Origin of the sequence: Arcobacter cryaerophilus gv. crypticus, assembly GCF_002993025.1 — a bacterium.
GTDB classification, from domain to species: domain Bacteria; phylum Campylobacterota; class Campylobacteria; order Campylobacterales; family Arcobacteraceae; genus Aliarcobacter; species Aliarcobacter cryaerophilus_B.
In genome coordinates this window covers 20,644-43,594 of sequence record NZ_NXGI01000016.1, presented here as the reverse complement: position 1 = coordinate 43,594, position 22,951 = coordinate 20,644, and the positions used below count along the sequence as shown (strand labels likewise).

At 25.5% G+C, this 22,951-nt stretch carries 19 protein-coding genes; 11 read left to right on the top strand and 8 right to left on the bottom strand.

What is annotated here, in order from left to right:
• Nucleotides 1–138: 138 nt before the first annotated feature.
• Complete coding sequence (locus CJ670_RS07390; protein ID WP_105939484.1) at nt 139–1,272, bottom strand: toll/interleukin-1 receptor domain-containing protein; 1,134 nt, start codon at nt 1,270–1,272, stop codon at nt 139–141.
• Between the two features lie 237 nt (nt 1,273–1,509).
• Nucleotides 1,510–1,716 carry a hypothetical protein gene (locus tag CJ670_RS07385; protein ID WP_105912355.1) on the bottom strand — a complete coding sequence of 69 codons (207 nt, stop codon included), beginning with the start codon at nt 1,714–1,716 and terminating at the stop codon, nt 1,510–1,512.
• Nucleotides 1,717–1,876: 160 nt separating this feature from the next.
• On the opposite strand from CJ670_RS07385, the gene CJ670_RS07380 reads away from it, so the two are divergent.
• From CJ670_RS07380 to CJ670_RS07330, 11 genes are all read left to right on the top strand, one after another.
• A complete protein-coding gene (locus CJ670_RS07380; RefSeq protein WP_105939483.1) occupies nt 1,877–5,533 on the top strand; it encodes a tetratricopeptide repeat protein in 3,657 nt (1,218 codons plus the stop codon).
• A gap of 97 nt (nt 5,534–5,630) precedes the next feature.
• A complete protein-coding gene (locus CJ670_RS07375; RefSeq protein ID WP_105939482.1) occupies nt 5,631–6,140 on the top strand; it encodes a hypothetical protein in 510 nt (169 codons plus the stop codon).
• Between the two features lie 219 nt (nt 6,141–6,359).
• Nucleotides 6,360–6,803: a PGDYG domain-containing protein gene (locus tag CJ670_RS07370; protein ID WP_105912602.1), complete on the top strand. Its 444-nt coding sequence runs from the start codon at nt 6,360–6,362 to the stop codon at nt 6,801–6,803.
• Between the two features lie 127 nt (nt 6,804–6,930).
• Nucleotides 6,931–7,443, top strand: coding sequence for a hypothetical protein (locus CJ670_RS07365; RefSeq protein ID WP_105939481.1), 513 nt, complete (start codon nt 6,931–6,933; stop codon nt 7,441–7,443).
• A 654-nt stretch (nt 7,444–8,097) separates the two neighbouring features.
• Nucleotides 8,098–9,789, top strand: coding sequence for a 4Fe-4S dicluster domain-containing protein (locus tag CJ670_RS07360; protein ID WP_105939480.1), 1,692 nt, complete (start codon nt 8,098–8,100; stop codon nt 9,787–9,789).
• A complete protein-coding gene (locus tag CJ670_RS07355) occupies nt 9,786–10,547 on the top strand; it encodes a TorD/DmsD family molecular chaperone (protein ID WP_105916267.1) in 762 nt (253 codons plus the stop codon). The genes CJ670_RS07360 and CJ670_RS07355 overlap by 4 nt, the downstream gene beginning before the upstream one ends.
• 106 nt (nt 10,548–10,653) lie before the next feature.
• The gene (locus tag CJ670_RS07350) at nt 10,654–10,866 is read left to right on the top strand and encodes a Tat pathway signal protein (RefSeq protein WP_105916268.1); all 213 of its coding nucleotides are present in this window, start codon (nt 10,654–10,656) and stop codon (nt 10,864–10,866) included.
• Between the two features lie 10 nt (nt 10,867–10,876).
• A complete protein-coding gene (locus tag CJ670_RS07345) occupies nt 10,877–13,696 on the top strand; it encodes a formate dehydrogenase subunit alpha (protein WP_105939479.1) in 2,820 nt (939 codons plus the stop codon).
• Nucleotides 13,697–13,706: 10 nt separating this feature from the next.
• Nucleotides 13,707–14,279 carry a formate dehydrogenase FDH3 subunit beta gene (gene fdh3B, locus CJ670_RS07340; RefSeq protein ID WP_105916270.1) on the top strand — a complete coding sequence of 191 codons (573 nt, stop codon included), beginning with the start codon at nt 13,707–13,709 and terminating at the stop codon, nt 14,277–14,279.
• Between the two features lie 5 nt (nt 14,280–14,284).
• On the top strand, nt 14,285–15,250 hold the full coding sequence (locus CJ670_RS07335) for a cytochrome b/b6 domain-containing protein (RefSeq protein ID WP_228154224.1): 966 nt from the start codon (nt 14,285–14,287) through the stop codon (nt 15,248–15,250).
• Between the two features lie 71 nt (nt 15,251–15,321).
• Nucleotides 15,322–15,570, top strand: coding sequence for a formate dehydrogenase accessory sulfurtransferase FdhD (locus tag CJ670_RS07330; RefSeq protein ID WP_105915808.1), 249 nt, complete (start codon nt 15,322–15,324; stop codon nt 15,568–15,570).
• Between the two features lie 466 nt (nt 15,571–16,036).
• Here the strand turns inward: CJ670_RS07330 and CJ670_RS07325 are convergent, their stop codons facing one another.
• The 6 genes from CJ670_RS07325 to CJ670_RS07300 all read right to left on the bottom strand — a co-directional run bounded on the left by CJ670_RS07325 (nt 16,037) and on the right by CJ670_RS07300 (nt 22,935).
• Entirely contained in the window at nt 16,037–16,330 is a 294-nt protein-coding gene (locus tag CJ670_RS07325) for a plasmid mobilization protein (protein ID WP_105939478.1), read from the bottom strand.
• Between the two features lie 58 nt (nt 16,331–16,388).
• The gene (locus tag CJ670_RS07320; protein WP_105939477.1) at nt 16,389–17,051 is read right to left on the bottom strand and encodes an AAA family ATPase; all 663 of its coding nucleotides are present in this window, start codon (nt 17,049–17,051) and stop codon (nt 16,389–16,391) included.
• A gap of 106 nt (nt 17,052–17,157) precedes the next feature.
• A complete protein-coding gene (locus CJ670_RS07315; RefSeq protein ID WP_105939476.1) occupies nt 17,158–19,986 on the bottom strand; it encodes a type I restriction endonuclease subunit R in 2,829 nt (942 codons plus the stop codon).
• 14 nt (nt 19,987–20,000) lie between these two features.
• Complete coding sequence (locus CJ670_RS07310) at nt 20,001–20,801, bottom strand: DUF4393 domain-containing protein (protein WP_105939475.1); 801 nt, start codon at nt 20,799–20,801, stop codon at nt 20,001–20,003.
• A gap of 37 nt (nt 20,802–20,838) precedes the next feature.
• Nucleotides 20,839–21,702 carry a restriction endonuclease gene (locus CJ670_RS07305; protein WP_105939474.1) on the bottom strand — a complete coding sequence of 288 codons (864 nt, stop codon included), beginning with the start codon at nt 21,700–21,702 and terminating at the stop codon, nt 20,839–20,841.
• 9 nt (nt 21,703–21,711) lie between these two features.
• Nucleotides 21,712–22,935, bottom strand: a complete 1,224-nt coding sequence (locus CJ670_RS07300; RefSeq protein ID WP_105939473.1) for a restriction endonuclease subunit S — start codon at nt 22,933–22,935, stop codon at nt 21,712–21,714.
• Between the last annotated feature and the right edge of the window lie 16 nt (nt 22,936–22,951).

Genomic DNA, 22,951 nt, shown 5'->3' with positions numbered 1-22,951 from the left:
ATAACTTGTTTTACAGCATCTCTTCTAAACTCTTCACTATATTCTCTTCTTGCCATTTTTAATTCCTTCAATTATTTACAATTTTCTCTAAATTGTTATTTTAATTAACTGAATTAATTTGTGTCTATATTTTCGGGGTCATTCCACTTCAGAAAGATTTTTATTAATTAATTTAATAAAAGTAATAGATTGCCCAATAAAAAAATCTCTAACACTTAATTGATCTTTTATTGTTTTAAAATCATTTACAAGAGAATTTTTACAATTTGTAATTTTATGTTCATCTTCCCATATTTTTCCAGCACCACTTTCATATATACATAAACAAAAATTATTAAGCCTTTCTTCTTTTAGAATTCCAAATCTCATAATAATATTTCTAATACAGCTATCTTTAAAAACATTTTTCTCATAATCTTCTATATTTATATTATTAATTGTTTTTTTATATTCTTCAATGGATTTTTCAACTTCCTCTCTTTGTTTTATTGCTTCTTTTACTCTTTCTTGGTGTTGCAATTGTAACTGTTTTACTCTTTCTTGCTGGAAATTTCGTTCAGACTCTATAGAGTTTTGTATTTTAGAATCAATATTTTGAATGGAATTAGTTAAATTATTATTTTCTACAATTAATTTTTTTGAATTTAAAAATAAATGTATTAATACATTAATGAAGATTATTAATATAAATATTACTGAATAATATATCGTTTTTTTAATCTTTAATCTTTTCAATTCTCTCTGCCATAAAAAATCAAAATCAACATTAAGTAACTTTGAAATTATCTTTATTAAAGCTCTTTTTTTTGAATCTTTTTCAACTCTAATATCAATAGCAAGTGGATTTGAATAGTTGTAACTATTTTCCCTAAATACCTTTGGAAATGATTCTTCCAAAATATCTAACTTTGGATTTAATGATGCATTAGGTTCTCCATTTATTATAATAGGAATAATATTTTTATATGAATGCTTAGATATAAAGTATTCAATTTCTTGGTTTACATATTGAGAAACAGCAGAGGATTTTGAACAAAATACAATAAGATACTCAGATTTATCAAGTGCATCTTTTAAGGCTTCAGATAAATCATAATGACAGGAGAGTTCTTCAGTATCTTTAAAAAATTTACCTAGTTTTAATTCAAGATGAGGATATTCAATTTGAATATTTCTTGGTAAAGAAAAAATTTCTAGATTTTTATGAAACCAATCTACAGTATTCTTGTCATTTCTTGAGTAACTAATAAAAGCTTTATATTTATAATTCATTTTATAAATCTACTAAAAAATGTCATAAAATTTACTTATGGTTTAAAATAAAGCTTTAAATTTAAATTATTTTTAATTTTAAATCAGTAAATATCAGTAAATTATAAATGCCATAATTATATAACATTTCATTATAAATAATCTTTTAATTTTAAATTGAAGTTAAAGTATATTTTCTTCCATGTTCAATCATAAATATTATTTTATATGATTAAACATTGGATTTTGATTATTACATTAACTAGGATTACAATATCGACAATCATTGCAATCATAATCGTCTAAATGCCTATTCATATAATTCCAAGCATCATCATAATCTTCAAAGTATCTATATTCGCCTTTATCTCCACCTTTTTTACCATGCTGATGTACCCTATTACAATCTTCATCATGTAATCTAGCTTTTTCATTAATATCATTTATATATAATGCATATGCCATTTTCTATCCTTAATTTTGTTTTAACCTTTTTGGTTATTGAAATTATATGATTTAAATAGGTATATCTTTTACTGATTTTTACTGATTAGATATTTTATAACAAATACAGTGCTTATTTGTTATATTAATATTTCATATATTCATTTGTTAGAGGCTATATTTGGATAATAAAAAAATACTAAGATTATTTATATCATCAACATTTGATGATTTTTCAATAGAAAGAGATGCTTTACAAAACCAAGTTTTTCCATATATATCAGAAATATGCTATCAAAATGGCTATCAGTTTTTTCCAATTGATCTAAGATGGGGAGTTTCTTCTGAAGCACAAGTTGATCAAAAAACATTAGATATATGCTTAAAAGAAGTTGACAAATGTATTTCAGAACCACATCCAGATTTTTTGATGTTGATTGGAAATCGTTATGGTTGGATACCTTTGCAAAATAAAATAGAACAAAAAGAATTTGAAAATATAGTAGAATTATTATCGAGCGATGATAAATACTTGGTTGCAAATTGGTACGAATTAGATGAAAATGAAATTCCATCTAGCTATATATTAAGAAAACGTAAAGATGAATATCAAAATGATTCAAATTGGTTTAAGATTGAAGGATATTTAAGGAATATTTTTCAAAAAGCAGTTATTAAATCAAATCTTGATGAAAATACAAAAGATAAATATTTTACATCAGCAATAGAATATGAATTATTACAATATTTAAAAAATAAAACAAATAAAGAATCAATATTTGTTTTTAATAGAGAAATTAAGAATTCAATAAATCAATCATCAAAGTATTTTGAAAAAAGTAATAAGTTAGAATCATTAAAAAATAAATTAGGAAATTTAGTTCTTGAAGAAAATTATCTAAAAATAGATACAAATATTAATGAAAATGATCAAATTTCAGATCAATATATAGAAGAATTTATTACAAAAATAAAAAATATTCTTGAACAAGCTGTGTTAAGGAATATTATTAGAAATGATACTTTAAATGAATTAGAACAAGAAGTTGCATTTCAAGAAAGCTTCTTAGAAAATAGTTCAAAAGATATTGTTGGTCGTACACAAGAGATAGGGTATATTTTAGGGTATTTAAACAATAAGGAAATTGCACCACCACTATTTCTTTATGGTGAATCTGGTATTGGTAAAACATCAATTATAGCAAAAGCCATAAAAGAGTATCAAAACATATCTACAAATAAAATAGTATATAGATTTTGTGGTATTTCTAAAGCCTCTTCAAATAGCTATGATTTATTAGTTTCAATACTAGATGAGCTAAAAATAGATATAAATGAGTTTAAAATAAATAGTGAAGAATCACTTGAATTAAAAAGGTTAGATAACAAAGAAATTAAAACTGAAGAGTTTGAGTTAAATATATTAGATAAATTAAACTCCATAAAAGAAGAGACTACTATCTTTATTGATTCTTTAGATCAACTAGAAGATCAAACTCAACTTTATTGGTTAAGTAGTGTATTACCTAAAAACTTAAAAATTGTAATAAGTGTATTAAATGATAAAAACTATAGTGATGATAGTATATATTTTGAGAAGATAAAAAATAGATTTAATAATATAATTGAGATTAAAAATATTCAGGATGTAAATATTTCTAAAGAAATCATCTTAAATTATTTAGAACAAGAAAATCGTAAACTTAATTCTGATCAATTAGAATATATAAATATTATATATCAAAAAGTACAATTTCCTTTTTATTTAAAGATAATATCTCAAGAAGTTAAAAATTGGAAAAGTGATTTTTCTGATTTTAGTTTGCCAAATAACAAAGATGAAGCAGTTAATAAATTTATTGATAATCTTGTAGAGAAAAGACATCATAATAAACTTTTAGTAGAAAAATTCTTTTCTTATATATTTGCATCTCAATTTAATTTAAATGAATCTACTCTTTACCATATATTATCAAATGATGAAGAGTTGATAAAAAGTATAAATAATATTTATCATCAAAATATTATTTATATACCACTATCTATATGGAGCAGATTTTTTTATGATATTTCACCTTTTATAAAAGAAAATGAAAGTGGAAATATAAGTTTTTTTCATAGAGAATTTAATAATTCAATTGAAAAGTATTATAATCATGGGGCATCTTCAAAGCTTTTAAATATTCTTGAAAGCTTAATAAAAGAGCCTAATAATAAGTTTTATCAAGAAGTATTATTTGTAATATATATACATACTCTGTGCTATGAAACTGAAAACTTTGATATAGAGAGCAAAGAAAGAATAGACTTTTTATTAAGTAACTCTACAAATATTGAGCTTTGTGAGAATATTATTAATTTTATGTTTGAATTAGAATATAAATACATACAAGTTAACTATAGTAAAAAAGCTATCTCTTATGCTCAAAATTTATACTTCTTTATTAAAGAATTATATAGTAATGATAAAGATAGATGGTTTGGAGATTATTCTAGATGTTTAATTGATTTGGCTGTTTCATATTCTAAGACTAATAGAACAGATGAAGCAATAAAATTACAAGAAGAAGCTAAAAAGATTACAGAAGAAGCATATTTAAAAGATAAAGATAGATGGTTGGAATATTATTCATTAAGTTTAAATAATTTGGCTAATTCATATTATGAGACTAATAGAATAGATGAAGCAATAAAATTACAAGAAGAGGCTTTAGATATTATAAAAGAAGCATATTTAAAAGATAAAGATAGATGGTTGGGAGATTATTCAAGAAATTTAAATGGTCTAGCTATTTTTTATTTTTATACTAATAGAATAGAAGAAGCAATAAAATTACAAGAAGAAGCTAAAAAGATTACAGAAGATGCATATTTTAATGATAAAGATAGATGGTTGGAATATTATTTTAGATGTTTAATTAATTTGGCTAATTCATATTCTAAGACTAATAGAATAGATGAAGCAATTAAATTACAAGAAGAAGCTAAAAAGATTACAGAAGAAGCATATTTTAAGGACAAAGATAGATGGTTGGAATATTATTCAAGAAGTTTAAATAATTTGGCTAATTCATATTATGAGACTAATAGAATAGATGAAGCAATAAAATTACAAGAAGAGGCTTTAGATATTCTAAAAGAAGCATATTTAAAAGATAAAGATAGATGGTTTGGAGATTATTCAAAAAATTTAAATAGTCTAGCTAATTTTTATTTTTATACTAATAGAATAGAAGAAGCTATAAAATTACAAGAAGAAGCTTTAGATATTCTAAAAGAAGCATATTTTAAGGACAAAGATAGATGGTTGGGAGATTATTCTAGTTGTTTAATTGATTTGGCTAATTCATATTATGAGACTAATAGAACAGATGAAACAATAAAATTACAAGAAGAAGCTAAAAAGATTACAGAAGATGCATATTTTAAGGACAAAGATAGATGGTTGGAATATTATTCAACAAGTTTAAATAATTTGGCTCTTTCATATTCTAAGACTAATAGAATAGATGAAGCAATAAAATTACAAGAAGAGGCTTTAGATATTCTAAAAGAAGGATATTTTAAGAACAAAGATAGATGGCTTGGATATTATTCAACAAATTTAAATAATTTGGCTAATTCATATTATGAGACTAATAGAATAGATGAAGCAATTAAATTACAAGAAGAGGCTTTAGATATTCTAAAAGAAGGATATTTTAAGAACAAAGATAGATGGTTGGGAGATTATTCATTAATTTTAAATAATTTATATCTTTTATATTCTAATAATGGAAGAACTGCTGAAGCTAAATCTTTACTAGAAAAACTTCAGAAAATTCAAAATAATAATTAACACATAGAAATATTTTATTTCCGTATCAGTAAAAATCAGTAAAATATAACTATAAAAAACTTATATCATTTCATTATAAATTATTTAGGAGTTTATAATGAAATCTAAAAATTCAAAAACAGTAACTATTAAAGCATTACATACAAAACAAAGAATATTAGATGAAGTTTATACTTTATTAGAATCTACATATAAAAATATTGAAGGTGGATTAAATTTTGAAGATAAACAAGATTTATTAAAAAATACTTCTATTTGGAAAGTAATATATCTTGATAATAATATTATTGGTGTTTTGATATACAAAGCAAAACATGGTTTAAAAATGGTTGCTTGTGCTATTAATGAGACTTATAAAAATATTGCAAAAAAAAGATTAATTAATATATTCAAAAAAAATTTTTCAAAAACATGGATGGAAATTAGTGAAGGATTAGAAAGATTTATTTTGAAAATATCAACTTCTAAAAAATTTATCATAACTAACAAAAAAGCAAAAGTTATCTTAGAAAAATCAATACAACTTTGTAGTGATAAACTTCATTATATAAGAGAAATCAATGGTGTAAAAAAAACAAAAATATTAATTGGTACACCAAATATATAAGTAATAAAAATTTAAATCTTAAAAAGGAGGTAAATAATAAAAAATTAAATAATTATGTTCGAAATGGTGAATATTTATCATTAAATATTCTTACAAATAAAATTTTCAAAGGAGTCAAAAATGTTATGGATTTGTTGGGATTGTGACAGACATTTTAAAGGGGGAATTTTTACTATTTGCCCATTTTGTGGCAGTTCAAATATTGAATTTGAGGGTTAAATGCTTATAATAAAAAATGATGAAGATTTTTTTAATTTAATATCAAACAGTGAATCAGGCTTAGTAAAGCCTATTCCTGTAGTTCTAAATTATGAAATCGCAAAAAATGATTGTTTAATTCAGACTTTAGAAGGATTACAAAATGTATCAAAAGATGATTTTATAATGACTGGATTAGAGGGTGAACAATATTGTATTATTAAAGAAAAATTTCATAAAAAATATACAATATTAGAATCTGATATAAAAGATATTAATTTTGCAAAAAAAAATATCTCAGAAAATACAATTTACCGATTTATAAAATCAAATCTCAACTTAAATGTACGTATAAATAATAACATCTTTAAAATTTCTAATCAGGATTTCTTAATAAGATATGAAAAAAATGATTTTGGAATTATCAAAAATAATTTATTTTCTAAATTATATATAAAAATTTAGATTAATGTTTAAATAGTTCAAATTATTTAAATATAAATTAAAAATAGTTAATAGTCTTTATAAATGGTTACTAAATAAAAAAATATTAAGTAACTATTTATACTCAAAATACTTTTAGGAGCAAAAAATGGATAACATCGTAAATTCAATAGAAGAAGATATTGTAAATCTTTATAAAAATAGACATAATGACTACAATAAAACTTTAAAAAACTATATCAATTTATTTAATAAGATAATAAATATAGATTTTTTAGCAAATATGAAATATAAAGAAATTGATTTTGAAACAATTATTAATAATGAATTGACAAATATTATTTATCCAGAAAATATTTATTATAAATTTCATACTTTAAATTTTTATAATGATGAATTAGATTTAAAATTAAATATTGTCTCTGAAGTTGTAAATACATGTAATGATTATTCTAAATTAAAAAAAGAGGAGAAAAAAATTATTAAAGATACTTATAAATTGGCAAGATCTATTCAAATAATTTGCACTACAGATTTTATTGATCATTTTATAGACAACTATTGTAGTATGAATTTAAACATTGAAAATGAGTTAAAATCTAATTTTATGTTATCTTGTAAATTTTATATAAATAATTTATTTAAAAAATATTGTCGATAGTATTAAATAGTAAATTATCAACATTTGATAATTATTAAAATTCTATCAAAAATTTCAACTCTCAATTAAGCCATTCATATAATTATAATGGATAATGAGAGATTATAATTTTCAATAATAATTCAATATTTTATATCAAAATTAATTTATATCATTTATTACAACTCTATTATAACCTACATATATACGGAAACCATTTATTATATAGTTTCCATATTATGACTCAATCCGATGATATTTACCATATATAAAATTGCTAATTTTTAAAATATTTTTATAAATGCAAATAAAGTGTCGGAAAACAAGTGTTTAAAAATAATTTTTTAGTTAGCAAATAAACTAAGATATTACAACTTATATAATAGCTGATTATCTTATATTTGGTAAAAATTAATTTACTATTTAATTAATTTCTGCTAAAGTATAATTCTTAGGTCTCAGTTGGAGATACCACCATTAATTTTCACATTTATTGGATGGCCAAAATTTAAATATAATTTTGGAGATTCTCTTGATTACAAATAATCATTTTAAATCACTAAATACAAAGAATTATTACTATTTATTAATTTATTTTAATAAACTTATATGCAATATAGCTATAAAAAGCTCTAAATCTTACAACTATAATTATATATTTTAAGGGCATAGGTTATGCAAGAGTATATATACTACAATAAAAACGGGTTGGATTTCCCTTTAAGTGAAAAAATCCAAGTAGCTACTAGTTTAGATGATATTAAAGATAAAAGTTTTTTAATATCGAACTCAAAAGATGTGAACTCTGAATTTATTGCTTCTGAGATAGATTTTTATATTAAAAATTCACAAGATGACTTATCAAAAAAGATTCAAAATGTTTTAAAGCTGTATGAGATAAATGCTACAAGATTTGACTTTGCTCAGGATATTTCGCATAGTGTAGATGTTTCAAAAGAGGTTTTGTTAATTACAAAAACACAAGAAGAGTATGATTTATTCACTTCTAAACTATCAAAAGATGACTTTGAACTTTTTAGAATAGATGAAACAATTTTAAAAACTATTAGTGGAGAGATTGGAAATTTTGAAGTAATAGTAAAAGATAGTCATAAAGATATAACTTTAAGAGTTTCTCAAATTGTTTGGTTTGATGCAAAACCATCTCCAAAAGAGAGAATTGGAGTTTTTGATCCAAACTTAAGTAGCATAAATGAAGTAGTTAAAATATTAAAAGATAATATAAACTCTTTTTTATATAGAAAATTTACAACTTATGATAAAACTATTTGTCAATATGATGGAAGACGAGAAGTTATTTGTAGTAAGTGTGAAGAGGTTTGCCCAACTGTTGCAATTACAAAAGATGATACAACAAAAACTCTAACTTTCTCTCAAGTAGATTGTCATGGATGTGGTGGATGTATTAGTGTTTGCCCAAGTGGAGCATTAGATTATACTCCTACAAATAAAGAATCACTTTATGAAATATCAAAGTTTTATAAAGATACACACCCTTTAATTATTCCTTCAAAAATGTCTTTGGATAATTTAAATATAGAGCTTAAAGAGAATATTTTACCATTTTCTATTGATGGTGAAAAGTTTTTACATGAAGGAACTTTGCTTACTTTACTTCAAATATCAGGTTCGCAACTTATTTTTTATAGTGATTTTTTGTCAAAAGGTACAAAAGATGCTATTAGAATATTAAATGATATTTATCAAAAAAAATACCAAAAAGATGCTGTTTTAATTGCTATGAATGAAGATGAATTATCTTTGGCTTTAAAACAAATATCTTTTGTGGAAAACTCTTATTTTAACTTTAATCAAGATGGCTTCAAAAAAAGAGAAGTATTCTCTCATAGACTTCAAAAAATTGTTGGAAATGATGATTTGGGAGTTGTTGAAACAGGTGAACATATTCATTATGCAAAAGTTGAAGTAAATCAAGATACATGTACTTTATGTCTAGTTTGTGTAGGTGCTTGTAATGTTGGAGCTTTAGTTGCTGATGCTAGTGATAATACCCTAAGAATAAATCCAAGTATTTGTACAGCATGTGGATATTGTGAAGTATCTTGCCCTGAAACAAATTGCTTGACAATAAAACAAGATGTAATTGAACTAAAACCAACTTGGTTCAAAGAGAGTGTTTTAGCTCAAGATAAACTTTTTGCATGTGTTGAGTGTGGAGTTGAATTTGCAACAACAAAAGCAATAGAAAAAATTGCTTCTAAAATGGCAACAATTTTTGCAAGTGATCCTGTAAAAGTAAGAAGTTTGTACTGTTGTGCTAATTGTAAACCAAAAATAATGATGCAAAATATTTTAAATCAACAAAAAAATGGAGAATTTATATGAAAAATGATTTAGAGATAAACAAAGCTAGGGCTTTATACTATAACTTTTTTTCTAGAGTATTTGTATATCCAAAAGATATGGATAAATATAAAGAGTTAATAACTATATTAAATATCATAAAAGAATCTCCACTTGATGAAAATTCACAAAAATCTATAATAAATATTATTAATAATCTTGATAAAGATTCAAATAAAATTTTGATAAATGAATTTGATGAAGTATTTTCAAACTTATCTTCAGATGTTGTAAGAAATACAGCTTCCTTTTATGATGAAGGTATAGAAAATGGAACAAAAAGATTAGAGATGATTCAGTTTTTGGCGAAAACAAAAATAAGAAGAGATGAAAATAACTATTTCGAAAATGAAGATAGCGTAGGATTTATTTTAGCAGTTTTATCTGAATTAATCGAAGCTGTTAATTTAGGGGATTTAGAATATAAAAATACTATTCATTGTATTTTTGAACAGATTTTAAATCCTTTTGTAGATGAATTCACTGAAGATCTTTATAAAAATGAAAAAAGTGTTATTTATAAAGACATTGCTGTGATATTTAGTTCCTTTATAGCTTTTGAAAGATTATATTTAGAAGTTAAAAAACCACATAAAAAAGAGAAAATTAGTGATAATAGAAATTCTTTAATAAGTGAAGAAGAAAAAGAAAGAAGAGCTAAAAATAAAGCAATGAAAGCAAATGGTTTAAAGGGTGGATATATTAACGATGATTTAGAAGAAGTAAGTTGTTCAATGTAGAGTAAAACTCTACATGAATGATACTTAATTAAGAAAAAGTCTTTTTTTTTAGTTAAGTCTCATTGTAATTTTACAAAGTGGCTTAATTTCTATAAGGAGGTCAGTCGTGCAAGAAAGCAGAAGAGCTTTTGCAAAAAAAGCAGCAATTATCACAGCTGCTACAGTTGCTACTACAGGAACTGTTTTATTGGCTGGAAATGGTGAAACATCTGTTCAAGATGATTCAAACAATGGTGTTATTGTTGGAAAATCTAATAAAAAAGAGATTCTATACAAAAAAACTATCGCTTGGGAAGAATTTTATAAAAAAGCGTTATAAAGGATAATATATGTCAGCAAATACTATTGATGCTTTAAACGCTGTTGCAAGTAGAAGAAGTTTTTTAAAAATGTCTGCACTTGCTGGTGTTTTCGGCGCTACTTCAGCTTTTGCTAACTCTGGTGTAACTAGAGCAGCAACGCAAGAAGAGATTAAAAATCCATTTCCTGGTTCAAAAATTGTAAAAACAATTTGTACAATTTGTGCTGTTGGTTGTGGTGTTAAGGCAGAGGTTCATAATGGTGTATGGGTAAGACAAGAAGTTGCTCAAGATCATCCTGTATCTTTAGGTGGGGTTTGTTGTAAGGGAGCTAGTATGATTGATATGGTTCGATCAGAAGTTCGTTTAAAACATCCAATGGAAAAAGTTAATGGTCAATGGAAAAGAGTTTCTTGGGATGAAGCTTTAGATAAAATTGCAAATCAACTTAAAACTATTAGAGAAATAGATGGTCCAGATGCGACTATGTTTTTAGGATCAGCTAAAATGAGTAATGAGCAAGCTTATTACTTTAGAAAATTTGCAGCATTTTATGGAACAAATAATATCGATCATCAAGCTAGACTTTGTCATAGTTCAACAGTAACTGGAGTTGCAAATACTTTTGGTTATGGAGCTATGACAAATCATTTAGGTGATATACAAAAAGCTAAAGCTATATTGATAATGGGTGCAAATCCAGCTGTTGCTCATCCTGTTGGATTTCAACATTTCTTAAAAGCTAAAGAAAGAAGTAACTCAAAACTTATTGTTGTAGAGCCGAGATATACTAAAACTGCTGCAAAAGCAGATTTATTTTCAAGACTTAGATCTGGAACAGATATTGCATTTATGTATGGAATGATTCATCTAATATTGAAAAATGGATGGGAAGATAAAAAATTTCTAGAAAGTAGAGTTTTTGGATATGAAGATATTTTTGAAGAAGCTAAAAAATGGACACCTGAAGTTGTTGAAGAAGTAACAGGAGTTCCAGCAGAAGAATTAGTTCAAATTACAAAATTATTTGCAACATCTAAACCTGCATGTTTAGTTTGGACAATGGGATTAACTCAACATTCTATTGCAACTGGAAATACAAGATTAGGTCCAATATTACAAATGATTCTTGGAAATATGGGAGTTGAAGGTGGAGGATGTAATATTTTAAGAGGACATGATAATGTTCAAGGTGCTTCTGATATGGGTTGTTCTTCTGAAACACTTCCAGGATATTATGGTTTAGCAGATGGAGCATGGAAACATTTCTCTAATGTTTGGAATGTAGATTATGATTATGTTAAATCAAGATTTAAAAATCAAGAGATGATGAATAAAAATGGATTTACATTAGCTCGTTGGTGGTCTGGTGTTATAGCAGGGCAAGAAGGCGAAGATGCAATTCATAATGCAGGAACAAATTTAAAAGCACTTATTGTTATGGGTAATGGTATTACTTCAACAGCACAAGTTCAGCAAGTAAAAAAAGGACTTGATAATGTTGATTTACTAGTTCTTGGAGATCCATTTGTAAACGAAGCAGCTATTTTAACAGATAAAACAGATAATATTTTTATTCTTCCAATTGCAACTCAATTTGAAACTTCAGGTTCCGTAACAGCAACAGGAAGAAATGTGCAATGGAGATCTCAAATAGTAGAACCATTATATGAATCAAAAACAGATCATTTTGTAATGTTTGAATTAGCAAAAAGATTAGGTTTTTATAATGAATATACAAAATCACTAGGTGATGGAAAAGGGAATTTTAATTGGCCAGAAGATGCTACAACAGAGATTGCAAGAGGTGTAAAATCTATTGGAATGGGTGGACATTTACCTGAAAGATTAAAAAAACACCAAGAGAATTGGCACTTGTTCAATGAGTTTACTCTTCAAGGAGTAGGACCAGTGAAAGGTGAATACTATGGTTTACCATGGCCATGTTGGAATGAAACACATTGTGGAAGTCCAATACTTTATGATACATCTAAACCTGTTTCTAAAGGTGGTATGGGATTTAGAGTAAATTGGGGACTTGAGAGAGATGGAGTAAGTCTAATTGCAAATGTTCCAACTAAAAATTCTACTTTAGAAAAGGGACATCCAGCTATTAGTGCAGAAAATGCAGAATCATTAGGATTAAAATTAACAGAAGATGAAAAAAAACTTGTAGCAGGTAAAAATTTTGCAACTGATATAAGTGGAATTTTAGTTAAAAAGGCAATTGAAGCAGAATTAACACCTTATGGTAATGGAAAAGCAAGAGCAAAAGCTTGGAATTTCCCTGATCAAATTCCTTTACATAGAGAACCAATTCATTCTCCAAATATTAAAATGGTAGAAAAGTATCCAACTTATCCTGATAAAAAAGATCATTTTAGAGTGGATACTCAATATGCATCTAAACAAAATAAACAAGATTGGGCAAAAGATTTCCCAATAATTATGATAACTGGAAGATTAGTTACTCATAGTGGTGCTGGAGCTGAAACTAGAGCTAGTATGTATCTATCTAAATTAGATGGTGAAATGTTTGTCGATATTAATCCAAATTTAGCATCAAATCTTGGTATTAGAGATGGTGATATGGTTTGGGTTCATGGTGTTGAAGGTACAAAAATTCATGTAAAAGCTAAATACTCTTATAGTGTTGATGAAAAAACTGTATTTATGCCATTTCACTTTATGGGTAAATTCCAAGGTGAGGATTTAGGACATAAGTATCCAAAAGGTACAAAACCTTATTCAACAGGTGAAGCTGCAAATACTGTAGTTGGTTATGGATATGACATTATGACTCAAATTCCAGAAACAAAAACTGGTTTATGTAGAATAGAAAAAGCTTAGGAGAAGTAACATGAGTAAAAAATATGATTTTGCAAGAATGAAGTTCTATTGTGATGAAAATAGATGTATTCATTGTGATGGTTGCTCTGTTGCTTGTGCTGAAGCTCACAAATTACCAGTTGAGATAAGTAGAAGAAAAGTAGTAACTATAAATGAAGGTATTATTGGAAAAGAGTTTTCTACTTCAGTAGCTTGTATGCATTGTACAGATGCACCTTGTGAGCAAGTTTGTCCAGTAGATTGTTTTTATATCAGAGAAGATGGAATTGTGCTTCATGATAAAAACAAATGTATAGGATGCTCTTACTGTTTATATGCTTGTCCTTTTGGTGCTCCACAATTTCCTAAAAATGGTGCTTTTGGTACAAAAGGTGTTATGGATAAATGTACTATGTGTGCTGGTGGTCCAGAAGAGACAAACAGTGAAAAAGAAAGAAAACTATATGGACAAAATAGAATTGCTGAAGGTAAAGTTCCTGTATGTGCTTCAATGTGTTCAACAAAAGCATTACTTGTAGGAGATGCTGAATCTGTATCAAATATATATAGAGAAAGAGTAGCTTCTTATGGACATGGAGTATAAAGCATATGGAAAATAAAAGTTTTCTAAGTGAATATAAAGCTTACTTAATTGTAGGCTTTTTGTTCATACTTTTAACATATTGGTATTTTTGGTTGGCCTCAATAGCTGATATAAACTATGTTTACCAATTTTTAATGCAAATGTTAAAAGGTAATTTTACTGGACAAATTGTACCTTTTGATAGTTTAACACAGTATCAACAGATGGAAGTAGGTCTTTTTGGACCTAGATATGATGCAATTGCTCCTGAAGTTATAAGAGCATTTGAAGAGAGACAACATCTTCTTCCTTGGGTATTTTTATTTGAATTTTGTCTGTTTACAATAATGTTTATTGTTGCAAAAGGTAGAAAACAAGCAAAAATTACAAGAGAAAATGAGAAAGTGCAAGTTTATTCACTTTTTCAAAGAGTTGTTATTTTGTTAAATATTGTAATTATGATTTATCTGTTTATAACTGGTTTTTCAATAACATTTGGAAACTGGACAGGTGGAGGATATATTCCTCGACTTATGAGAGCTACACATGAAGTTGTTGGTGTTGCTTGGATTCCAGTTTGGTTTATTGTTACAGTTATTGCATTTAAAGATCATAAATACTTTGTAAGACCTAGTTCTAAAATATGGCATAAATTCTTTTTAAGAGGAAAATATGAACCTATGAATAGAATCAACTACTATATGTATGTTGCATTTGGTTTTTTACTTGTATTAAGTGGTTTTATAATATGGTATATGTTTCCAGATGCAGCAACGCATGCACAAACAATACAGATAAAAAGATTTATTCTATTTATCCATTTTATGGGTAGTGCAATTATTTCTTTCTTTACATTTGAAACAGTATATTCATACTTTGTTTCAGTAAAAGGTTATATTCCAGGTGTGATAACTGGGAAATTGCCAATTGAGTACTTAGAGCAAATAAGACCAGATGTATTAGAAGAGGATAAAGATTTATTAAAAAGATAGGAAAAGCTTTAGGGCTTTTTCTATTTAAAAAAAGATTTTAAATATGCAAAATTTGCATATTAAGGAAAACTATGGATAATAGCAAATATTTAAAAACCGTAATTATTGACAAACTTATAGAAAATGAAGCCAATATGGTTGAAGACGTGACAATTGAAGAAGCACGTCTAAACCTTTATTTAAACGGAGAAAAAGCTATATCTATGATGACAATCCCAAAAGACCAAGATGCACATGCAATTGGTTTTTTAATGAGTGAGAATGTAATCTCTTCTATTGCTGACATAGAAGAGATTATAAATAATACTCTAAGTCTATAAAAATAATTTTTACTTTTTTCCAATAATTGTAAAGATTTCTTATTATTTGGTTTATATACGAAAATAACCATACTATTTTCCGACATTAGTCGAAAAACTTCTTTGTAGTTTTCGTATAAAATATTAAATTAAATAAATACATAAAATTCTTAAATCTCGGAAAACAAGTGTTTTACGATGTATTTTAAATGTCACTTTTATATTATTTTGAAAATAACATTTATTGAAAATTATAAAAAATTCATTAAGTTAAAATTGAAGTAATTATTAATAGTTTTAGCTTTTATGAATTTTCTTATTATAAAAATAAATTCTGAATATTTTTATTTGTTTCGTATTTTAAATTCATAATAAGCAAAAAGTATAACAACCAAAGCTATTACTATAAAACTAATTAATTCATTTTGTAAATTTTGCATTATCATTATTTATACCTTTTAATTTCATAAGTTTATTTACTCTAATGTTAATTTATACCAAATACTTTAAGCATCACATATTTTGAAACACTAAGAGATGATTGTTTTGCTTTTTTAGTAATTTCATCTTTTTGTTCTTTAGTAAGGTAAATTACTATTTGTTCTTGTTTTAGTTCATCAAGTTCAAGTTTTGGTCTACCTTTTGGATTTAAAACTTTTTTAGTCTGCCCTCTTCCAGAGTTTACAAATTCATTTAATTCATTCACATTATTTTGAGTATTTTGGTCTTCAACAAATGCAAATGATTTTTTTTCATTTTTCTTAAATATTGATTCTTTCATTTTATAACCTTTATTTTATAAATATATTAATATTAATTTATTAGTAAATAATTACTAATTAACTATTTACATATTCAACTAATTCATCAAAGAAGTTATTAAAATCTTGATAAGCTTTAGACTTTTCATCAAGGAATTCTAAAATACCTAAGCCATTTGAAAAAGAGTTTTTATATGCTTCTCTCTCAAATATTACACTTTCACAAAGTTTAATATCTTCAAGATTTTTATCTTTAATATATTGTTTTAAATCTTCTATCTTTTTAGTTAAAAAAGGATTTGGGCTAGCTTTTGAAATAGTAATTAATGCTTTAGCATTTGGGTTAAAAGCTTTAGCTTGATTAAATAAATTTATCATTTTATTTAAAACAGCAATATCTAAATCACTAGGAAGTGTAGGAATAATTACTAAATCACTAATTGCTAATGCTTGTCTCATCTCTTCACTATCTCTTCCACCTGTATCAATTACAATAGAAGAGTATTTATTTTGTAAACTTTTAACTTCTTTACCAAGGCTTGTTCCAAATTTAGAAACAGTATTAAAAATAAGATCAATATTTTCATTAGCTCTAATATTTGTAAATACTTCAATACTTCTTTGAGGATCCGCATCAATAAGCAAAGTATCTTCTTTTAAAAGCCCTAGTTTTACTGCAATATTTAAAGCAATTGTAGTTTTTCCACTACCACCTTTTTCATTACAAACTGAAATTATCATCAAAATTCCTTAGATTATTTATATGAATAATTATATATAAAGTGATATTAATTTACTATTATATTAATATCACTTTAGTATTTATTTATTAGTAAATTAATACTATTTAACTTTCATAAAACTTATCAACAAACCCAACTATTCTTTCTAAAACCCTTGTAACTATAGTTTTTCTCTCTAAATATTTTGGAGCAATATTTAATGTTTTAGCAATATCATTTGGAAGTGGTTCTCTTTGTTCATAAATATATGTATCAACTACTTTTTTTAGTTCATCTTTATTTAGATTTTCTTCATTTGCAATTTGTTCAAATGCTTTTACTTTTTCTTCATCCCAGAATTTTATAAATTCATCTTCAATGCTATCACTGTTATCAATTTTTACTAGATTTTCATTGATGAATTTTTCTATTAATTCTCGTTTACTTCTAAGTTGAGGGTTATTATTTAGTAAGTTTGAAATCTCTTCTTTTTGTTTAGCTTTTTGTTCTTCATTGTCATTATCTTTAAATAAACCAAGAAGCTTTAAAATATATGTAACATTTATCTCATCTTTATGAATTAGCTCTAACTCAAAGTCCACATCTTCTAAAATAGATACCTTTTCTTTATTAGGATTAACACTTGGTTTTAAATCAAGGTATTTACTCATATAATTTTCAAACTCTTGCTCTAGTATCTTTAAATCATCCCATTTAAAATCACTAAATCCACCTAAAATATTCTTTACTCTTAATAGCTCTCTAAATGCTTTTATAAACTCTAGTTTCTCTTCTTCACTATATAAGTCACTAACACTACTAACTGTTGGAACAATTAATTTTAAAGCATCATATTTTTCATTGAAAGTTTCTACATAACTTTCATATGGTTGCATTATAATTATCTCTTTTGCGTCTTTGTTTGAAAAAAGTGCAATTGCATCATCAGTAGCAGTTTTTAAATTTCTAAAACAAACTATATTACCTTGAGATTTTTGTTCATTTAATATTCTATTTGTTCTACTAAATGCTTGTATTAATCCATGATATTTTAAATTTTTATCAACATAAAGTGTATTTAGAGTTTTACTATCAAATCCAGTTAAAAACATATTTACAACAAGTAAAATATCTATCTCTTTTTGTTTAACTCTTTTTGAAATATCGTTGTAGTAGTTATAAAAACTTTGAGAATCTTTTGTGGAGTATTTGCATCCAAACATTTTATTATAATATTCAATAAACTCATCTAGTTTTTCTCTAGAGTGTTTATTTATATGCTCTTCATCAACAAATGCACCTTCAGCTTCTTCTAAATCAACAATTCCTGTTGCATCTTTATCATCTTCATTTGCACTATATGAAAAGATTGTTGCAATTTTTAAATTATGGTTTTTGCTTTTAAATAGTTCATAATATTTTATAAGCATTTCAACTGAAGATACACACATCATAGCTGTAAACTCTTTTGAGTGAGTTTTTCTATCATGATTAGCAATTATGTAATCAACAATTTTTTCAATTCTATCACTACTTTCAAGAAGCTCTTTTTTATCAATATCTTCAACAGCAATATCAATATTTGTTACACTATTTTCTTTTTGTTTATATTTACCTATATACTCAACAGAGAATTTTAAAACATTCTCATCATTAATAGCATCAGTAATTACATATTTATGTAAACACTCATCAAATAGCTCTTTTGTGGTTCTTTTTCCAAGAGCATTTCCTGTTGCATTATCTACAAATATTGGAGTACCTGTAAATCCTATCATTTGATTATTTGTAAAGAATTTTGTAATAGCTAAATGAGTTTCACCAAATTGGCTTCTATGACACTCATCAAAGATAAATACAATATTTTTATCTTTTACTATACTCATTTGTTCTAAATACTGTTTTTTTGAAATTGCAGTATTTAGCTTTTGAATAGTTGTAACAATTAGTTTTGTATCATCAGTAAACTGTTTTACAAGAGTTTTTGTATTATCAGTTCCATCAACACTTCCATCACTAAAGCTATTAAACTCTTTTGTTGTTTGATAATCTAAATCTTTTCTATCTACAACAAATACTACTTTTTCAACTTTTGGAAGTTTCATTAGAATTTGAGCTGTTTTAAAAGATGTTAGAGTTTTTCCACTTCCAGTTGTATGCCAAATATATCCATTTTTATTTGTATCTCTAATTCGCTCAATAATAGCTTCAACTGCCCAAAATTGATAAGGTCTTAGAACCATTAGGGATTTTGTAGCTTGAGCTAAAACGATATATTTACAAATCATTTTAGATAAGTGGCATTTTTCTAGGAAATTTGTTGCAAATTCATTTAAACTATCTATTCGTTTATTGTTTTTATCACTCCAATAGAAAGTTTGTTTAAAATTCATAGATTCTAGTTTATTATTAGAGTAGTATTTCGTATTAACATTATTTGATATTACAAATAGTTGGATATAGTTAAATAAAGCATTATTAGAGCTATATGAGTGTCTTTTATATCTAAGTGTTTGATTAAATGCTTCTTTTAGCTCTAAGCCACTTCTTTTTAACTCTATTTGGCATAAAGGAAGTCCATTAATTAAAATAGTTACATCATATCTAGTTTTATAAATACCTTCAACACTTACTTGAGAAGTTACTTGAAATAGATTTTGACACCAATGTTCAGAATCTAAAAATTCAATATATTTACTTGTTCCATCATCACAAAGTAAAACAAATTTATCTCTTAATATTTTTGCTTTTTCAAAAACATTTCCTTTATTTAGATGATTTAGAACTCTTTTAAATTCATTATCACTAATAGTTGTTTTATTATGCTTTTCAAGTTGAATTTTTAGATTATCTTCTAACTCTTTATCATTTTTAATAACAACTCTTTCATACCCTAAACTTTGGAGTTGTTTTAATAAATTTTCTTCTAATAGTGCTTCGCTTTGCGTACTCATAGTTTTTCCTGTAATTAAACTTTTATAACCGATGAAGTTGTACAAGCATTAATAAATACTTTACCTATTGTTGTAATTTCATAGAAACATTTTTGTATATCAAGCTCTCTATCTTCTCCATATTCTCCATTAGCAATTTTAATTTCAAATTTCATCTTAGTATCTTTATATAAGTCAATAATTTCTTCATATTTTTGAACATCAGCCAATGAAGCATCATCTCTATCTCTTAAAATACTTAAAGAAATCAAATTTTCAATATGCTGTTGTATTCTGTTTGGTGCTAAACCTAAAACACTCTCCAATCCAATAAGTCTATAACTTAAATTTTGTGTTCTAGAATCTTTTTTATTTATTGCTCTAAAAACAATATAACTTATACTTTTAAAATCTTTTAAATACTCTAAAATTCTTACTTCATCGGGAGACATAGAATTAAGTTTATTAATAAATCCAGGATGAACCAAATCAACATCATCTTTATTGGATGCTTTTGCTAATAAATTTGCATAAGCTTCTGCTAAATCACTATTACCAGTATAAGACAATTTTTCTATTAGAGGAATTGCAATTTCTGGTTCAACTTCTTTTATTTTTTCCTCTGGAATATATTTAACTTTATCTGTATATCTTTTAAAGTTTTCTTGCGAATATACATTTACAAATCTAAATGGCAGTGTTGCCGTATTAATCAATCCTAAAGTATTACCTAAAGCCATACCTACTTGTTTTATACCAGGTAAAAATAAAGCATTTAATATACCATTTGTAGATTCAGATATATCAACTTTTATTGGACTTTCAATCTCACTCATTTTGTTTCCTTGTTTTAAAATTATTATTTATTATTCATCACCAATCTTTTATTATTCTATCTTTAAAAACTGCAGTTCTTTTATTTTGGTTTATATATTCTATAACGCCAATTAACTCTTTTGTAATATCTATTTCAATATTACTTTCTATGGGATTTTGACGAATATAATCAAATAAAAACTTTTTTAATTTTAATTTTACATTATTATAGTCTATATAGGCATTTTCAAATATTTCAATATGTCTAAAAGTATCTTTTGTTATTTCTTCATCTTCTTCTGAAGTTTTCTTTGATAATTCTTGCAATGAATATTGTTCATTTTTATTTTCATCATAAATAAATATTTCGTTATTCATTCCTTGCATTGTAATAGGCTTTGTTGTATCGATATTAGTATTTTTTATAATCCAATCTTCATCAACAAATGTTTGAAAATTTATTATTTCTGGAGCTGGTAAAGCTATTAATCTTATGAATATTTTTTTTATAAAAGGGTTTCCATTTTTATCTTTCCAATCATCTTCAATTTGCTCTCTAACAATAAGTAAATCTATTTTATTATGCTTAGCTTTTGTTTCTGCACCACTTTGGTACCCAGTTTTAGTTGCAAATACTGGTTTTATGTCTGGTAAATCTTTTATTTTACCAATCAAAGCATCTATTTTTTCAACAGATATTCTTGAATTATAATCTTTACATTCGATTATAGTTTTATATGTGATTCCTGCTAATTCATATTCCCAATATAAATCAAATTCTCTTTCAGTACCAGTATTATCTACAATCTTTTTATTTAATTCAATTTTTATATTCTTTTGTTTAGAAAACTCTTCAGAATTAAGTATAGCTTGCTGTATTGTTAATACAAATCTTTCATAATCAGAACCTGTTTTTGCCATTTATCACCTTTACACAAACATCTGCTGTAAAAGTGCTTTTTTAAACTCTTTTATAGAGTGTAATTGTTTATTAACTTGCTCGATTTTAGAATCTACTGAAGATAAAAAATTTGCTATTTTATTTTGTTCTTGTATTGATGGTGGAATCTTTATTATCATAGTTTTAAAGTGACTATAATACATATGAACGATTGTGCTCCCTTGACCATATTTTGCTAAATCATATTTTTTATAATGAGTTAGATAATAACCAAAAAAAGTAGAGTTTCCATTTTTCTTAAATCGTAAAATAGTTATATCCCCGCCTAGTAAAACATTATCTTCATATAATACCGTGACATCTGCTAAATCTATTCTTGTAGTAGTAGTAGAACAAGGTATAAGTAAATCTCCTTTTAAAGATTTAACACCATTTATAGAGTTTGTTTTACTAATAACTTCTTTAATAATTTCAGGATAGCTAGTATAAAGTTCACCATAGAGAATACATTTATTAACTCCATTTTCTACAATGTCACCTTTTGATAGTCCTTGACCTTTTATACCACTAAAAATATCCCCCAATTTCTTCTCTTCCCAATCACAAAACTCACTACCATCATCAGCTTTAAATCTAATCTCTTGATTAAAGATTTTTTGCATTACACCTTTTTTATATTGTTGTAAAAGTTTTTCTTTTTTTGTAAGTTGCTCTATTTTGGTATCAACAGATGCTAAAAATAAAGCTATCTTTTCTTGCTCTTGTTTTGATGGAAGATTTAATTTTAAAGTTTTTAAATCATTCATAGTAAAACCTTTAATTGATGTACCTTGACTATATTTTTCTAACAATCTGTTTTTTGATAAAAAATAATATCCTATAAAATAGCTATCGTCTTTTATTAATGTTAGATTTGTAAAGTCTTGACTAGTACATAAATCAGTATTTGCAATTGCTACCTTACCAATACCAACTCTAGAAACAAATAAAATACTGTTTTTTGCTATCAGTTTAGTAGCAGATTCTTTTATTGAAATATCATTAATAAATCTATGTATTTTAATGTTTTTAATATCTCCTTCAATGATATCTGAACTAGAAATCCAAGGTATATTACCAATCCAATATTTATCTTCTGATGTTGCTGGAGTTCCTCCACCTTGAAAATTCCCAAGATTTCCTAGTTTTGTATTTACCCATTCTCCACTAAACTCTTTAAATCTTAATTTAGGTACATTAATACTTTTGCTCATTTTAAACTCTTTTTAA

Excerpts from the sequence above, each read along its gene's own strand:
- CJ670_RS07335 (WP_228154224.1), top strand. The coding sequence starts at position 14,285 with ATGGAAAATAAAAGTTTTCTAAGTGAATATAAAGCTTACTTAATTGTA.
- CJ670_RS07360 (WP_105939480.1), top strand. The coding sequence starts at position 8,098 with ATGCAAGAGTATATATACTACAATAAAAACGGGTTGGATTTCCCTTTA.
- CJ670_RS07345 (WP_105939479.1), top strand. The coding sequence starts at position 10,877 with ATGTCAGCAAATACTATTGATGCTTTAAACGCTGTTGCAAGTAGAAGA.
- CJ670_RS07390 (WP_105939484.1), bottom strand. The coding sequence starts at position 1,272 with ATGAATTATAAATATAAAGCTTTTATTAGTTACTCAAGAAATGACAAG.
- fdh3B (WP_105916270.1), top strand. The coding sequence starts at position 13,707 with ATGAGTAAAAAATATGATTTTGCAAGAATGAAGTTCTATTGTGATGAA.
- CJ670_RS07310 (WP_105939475.1), bottom strand. The coding sequence starts at position 20,801 with ATGAGTGAGATTGAAAGTCCAATAAAAGTTGATATATCTGAATCTACA.
- CJ670_RS07365 (WP_105939481.1), top strand. The coding sequence starts at position 6,931 with ATGGATAACATCGTAAATTCAATAGAAGAAGATATTGTAAATCTTTAT.
- CJ670_RS07300 (WP_105939473.1), bottom strand. The coding sequence starts at position 22,935 with ATGAGCAAAAGTATTAATGTACCTAAATTAAGATTTAAAGAGTTTAGT.
- CJ670_RS07330 (WP_105915808.1), top strand. The coding sequence starts at position 15,322 with ATGGATAATAGCAAATATTTAAAAACCGTAATTATTGACAAACTTATA.
- CJ670_RS07375 (WP_105939482.1), top strand. The coding sequence starts at position 5,631 with ATGAAATCTAAAAATTCAAAAACAGTAACTATTAAAGCATTACATACA.
- CJ670_RS07370 (WP_105912602.1), top strand. The coding sequence starts at position 6,360 with ATGCTTATAATAAAAAATGATGAAGATTTTTTTAATTTAATATCAAAC.
- CJ670_RS07320 (WP_105939477.1), bottom strand. The coding sequence starts at position 17,051 with ATGATAATTTCAGTTTGTAATGAAAAAGGTGGTAGTGGAAAAACTACA.
- CJ670_RS07315 (WP_105939476.1), bottom strand. The coding sequence starts at position 19,986 with ATGAGTACGCAAAGCGAAGCACTATTAGAAGAAAATTTATTAAAACAA.
- CJ670_RS07305 (WP_105939474.1), bottom strand. The coding sequence starts at position 21,702 with ATGGCAAAAACAGGTTCTGATTATGAAAGATTTGTATTAACAATACAG.
- CJ670_RS07325 (WP_105939478.1), bottom strand. The coding sequence starts at position 16,330 with ATGAAAGAATCAATATTTAAGAAAAATGAAAAAAAATCATTTGCATTT.
- CJ670_RS07355 (WP_105916267.1), top strand. The coding sequence starts at position 9,786 with ATGAAAAATGATTTAGAGATAAACAAAGCTAGGGCTTTATACTATAAC.
- CJ670_RS07385 (WP_105912355.1), bottom strand. The coding sequence starts at position 1,716 with ATGGCATATGCATTATATATAAATGATATTAATGAAAAAGCTAGATTA.